General features: G+C 46.9%; 1 protein-coding gene. It reads right to left on the reverse strand.

The genetic code is table 11. The annotated features are described in order from the left end of the window. Positions 1 to 3,557, reverse strand: a 3,557-nt coding sequence (locus BMZ72_RS36200; RefSeq protein ID WP_143087873.1) for an Ig-like domain-containing protein, incomplete at both ends; no start/stop codon positions are given.

Here is a 3,557-nt window from a genome sequence, read left to right on the forward strand (position 1 = left end):
AGTCAGACTGTTACCTTCTGGATCCGTATCGTTAGTTAACACATTACCGGTGCCGGTCTGGTCTTCTATCACTGTCAATTGATCATCTACGGCTATTGGTACGTCATTAGCAGATGTTACGGTGATGCGCAGGATCGCGGTATCACACAGGCTTGGCGTACCATTGTCACACACCTGGTAAACCAGACTATCAAGGCCGCTGTAGTTAGCGTTTGGTGTGTAGGTGAAGCTACCGTCGGCGTTCAACACGATTGTTCCATTTATTGGAGCAGTTACTAGTGAAGCTGTCAATGCATCTCCTTCCGGATCAGTGTCATTGGTCAATACATTACCGGTGCCGGCTTGGTCTTCTATCACTGTCAGCTGATCATCTACTGCTATTGGTGCGTCATTAGCAGCAGTTACTGTGATACGCAGGATCGCGGTATCACACAGGCTTGGCGTGCCATTGTCACACACCTGGTAAACCAGACTATCAAGGCCGCTGTAGTTCGCGTTTGGTGTGTATGTGAAGCTACCGTCGGCGTTCAACACGATTGTTCCATTTATTGGAGCAGTTACCAGGCTGGCGGTCAGCGCGTCTCCTTCCGGATCGCTGTCGTTCGTCAGGACATTACCGGTGCCAGTCTGGTCTTCTATCACTGTCAATTGATCATCTACGGCTACTGGTGCATCGTTAGCCGCGGTAATAGTAAACCTCACAACTCCACTATCACAAAGACTTGGCACACCATTGTCACATACCTGGTAAACAAGGCTATCCAAACCATTATAGTTTGCATTTGGCGTATACGTGAAGCTTCCATCAGCATTCAGCACTATTGTACCGTTCACTGGAGCTGTTACCAGGCTTGCTGTCAGCGCATTACCTTCTACATCTGTATCATTGGTCAAAACATTGCCTGTGGCTGGTACATCCTCTGTTACAGTTACATTGTCGTCTACCGCTACTGGTGCATCATTCACCGCGTTAACAGTAAACCTCACAACTCCACTATCACAAAGACTTGGCACACCATTGTCACATACCTGGTATACAAGGCTATCAAGGCCGTTATAGTCGGCATTTGGTGTATAGGTGAAGCTGCCATCAGCATTCAGCACTATTGTACCGTTCACTGGGGCTGTTACCAGACTCGCCGTCAGACTGTTTCCTTCTGGATCTGTATCATTGGTCAAAACATTGCCAGTCGCTGGCACATCTTCTGTCACTGTCACATTATCGTCTACGGCCACTGGTGCATCATTCACCGCGTTCACCGTAAATCTGGCAACTCCACTATCACAAAGACTTGGTACGCCATTGTCACATACCTGGTAAACAAGGCTATCCAGGCCATTATAGTTTGCATTTGGAGTATAGGTGAAGCTACCATCAGCGTTCAGTACGATTGTACCGTTCACTGGAGCTGTTACCAGGCTTGCCGTCAGACTGTTACCTTCTGGATCGGTATCATTGCTCAATACATTACCAGTCGCTGGCACATCTTCTGTCACTGTCACATTATCATCTACTGCTACCGGTGCATCATTCACCGCATTCACAGTAAACCTTACCACCCCACTATCACAGAGACTCGGTACGCCATTGTCACATACCTGGTAAACAAGGCTATCCAGGCCATTGAAGTTTGCATTTGGCGTATACGTGAAGCTGCCATCAGCGTTCAGCACTATCGTTCCATTCACTGGTGCTGTTACCAATGACGCAGTCAACGTATTACCCTCTACATCAGTATCATTGGTCAAAACATTACCAGTCGCTGGTACATCTTCTGCCACTGTCACATTATCATCTACTGCCACCGGTGCATCATTTACTGCATTTATCGTAAACCTTACTACACCACTATCACAAAGACTTTGCACACCATTGTCACATACCTGGTAAACCAGACTATCCAGACCACTATAGTTTGTATTCGGTGTATACGTGAAGCTGCCGTCTGCATTAAGCACTATCGTACCATTCACTGGTGCTGTTACCAGACTTGCTGTCAGCGTATTACCCTCTACATCCGTATCATTGGTTAAGACGTTACCAGTCACTGGTACGTCTTCGGTTACAGTTACATTGTCGTCTACCGCTACAGGTGCATCGTTCACCGCACTCACCGTAAATCTTACAATAGCACTATCACAAAGGCTTGGTGTACCATTATCACATACCTGGTAAACAAGGCTATCCAGACCATTATAGTTTGCATTTGGCGTATACGTGAAGCTTCCATCAGCATTCAGCACTATTGTACCGTTCACTGGGGCTGTTACCAGCGATACCGTCAGAGTATTACCCTCTACATCCGTATCATTGGTCAAGACATTACCAGTCGCTGGTACGTCCTCTGTCACTGTCACATTATCATCCAAAGCTAAAGGCGCATCATTCACCGCGTTCACCGTAAATCTTACCACCCCACTATCACAAAGACTTGGCACACCATTATCACATACCTGGTAAACAAGGCTATCCAGACCATTATAGTTTGCATTTGGCGTATACGTGAAGCTGCCATCAGCATTCAGCACTATTGTACCGTTCACTGGGGCTGTTACCAGCGATGCCGTAAGCGTATTACCCTCTACATCCGTATCATTGGTCAAGACATTACCAGTCGCTGGTACGTCCTCTGTCACAGTTACATTGTCGTCTACAGCTACCGGCGCATCATTCACCACGTTCACCGTAAATCTCACAACTCCACTATCACAAAGACTTGGCACACCATTATCACATACCAGGTAAACAAGGCTATCAAGGCCGTTATAGTTTGCATTTGGCGTATACGTGAAGCTACCGTCAGCATTTAGTACGATTGTACCGTTCACTGGTGCTGTTACCAGACTCGCAGTCAGACTGTTTCCTTCTGGATCGGTATCATTGCTCAATACATTACCAGTCGCTGGTACATCTTCGGTTACTGTCACACTATCATCTACTGCTACTGGTGCATCATTCACCGCATTCACAGTAAACCTTGCCACCCCACTATCACAAAGACTCGGTACGCCATTGTCACATACCTGGTAAACAAGGCTATCCAGGCCATTGAAGTTTGCATTTGGCGTATACGTGAAGCTACCATCAGCATTCAGCACTATTGTACCGTTCACTGGAGCTGTTACCAGCGATGCCGTAAGCGTATTACCCTCTACATCCGTATCATTGGTTAAGACATTACCAGTCGCTGGTACGTCCTCTGTTACAGTTACATTGTCGTCTACAGCTACCGGCGCATCATTCACCACGTTCACCGTAAATCTCACAACTCCACTATCACAAAGACTTGGCACACCATTGTCACATACCTGGTAAACAAGGCTATCAAGGCCGTTATAGTTTGCATTTGGCGTATACGTGAAGCTTCCATCAGCATTCAGCACTATTGTACCGTTCAATGGAGCTGTTACCAGACTCGCAGTCAGACTGTTACCTTCTGGATCGGTATCATTGCTCAATACATTACCAGTCGCTGGCACATCTTCGGTTACTGTCACACTATCATCTACTGCTACTGGTGCATCATTCACCGCATTCACAGTAAACCTTACCACCC

Origin of the sequence: Chitinophaga sp. YR627 (assembly GCF_900114995.1) — a bacterium.
Lineage (GTDB): Bacteria > Bacteroidota > Bacteroidia > Chitinophagales > Chitinophagaceae > Chitinophaga.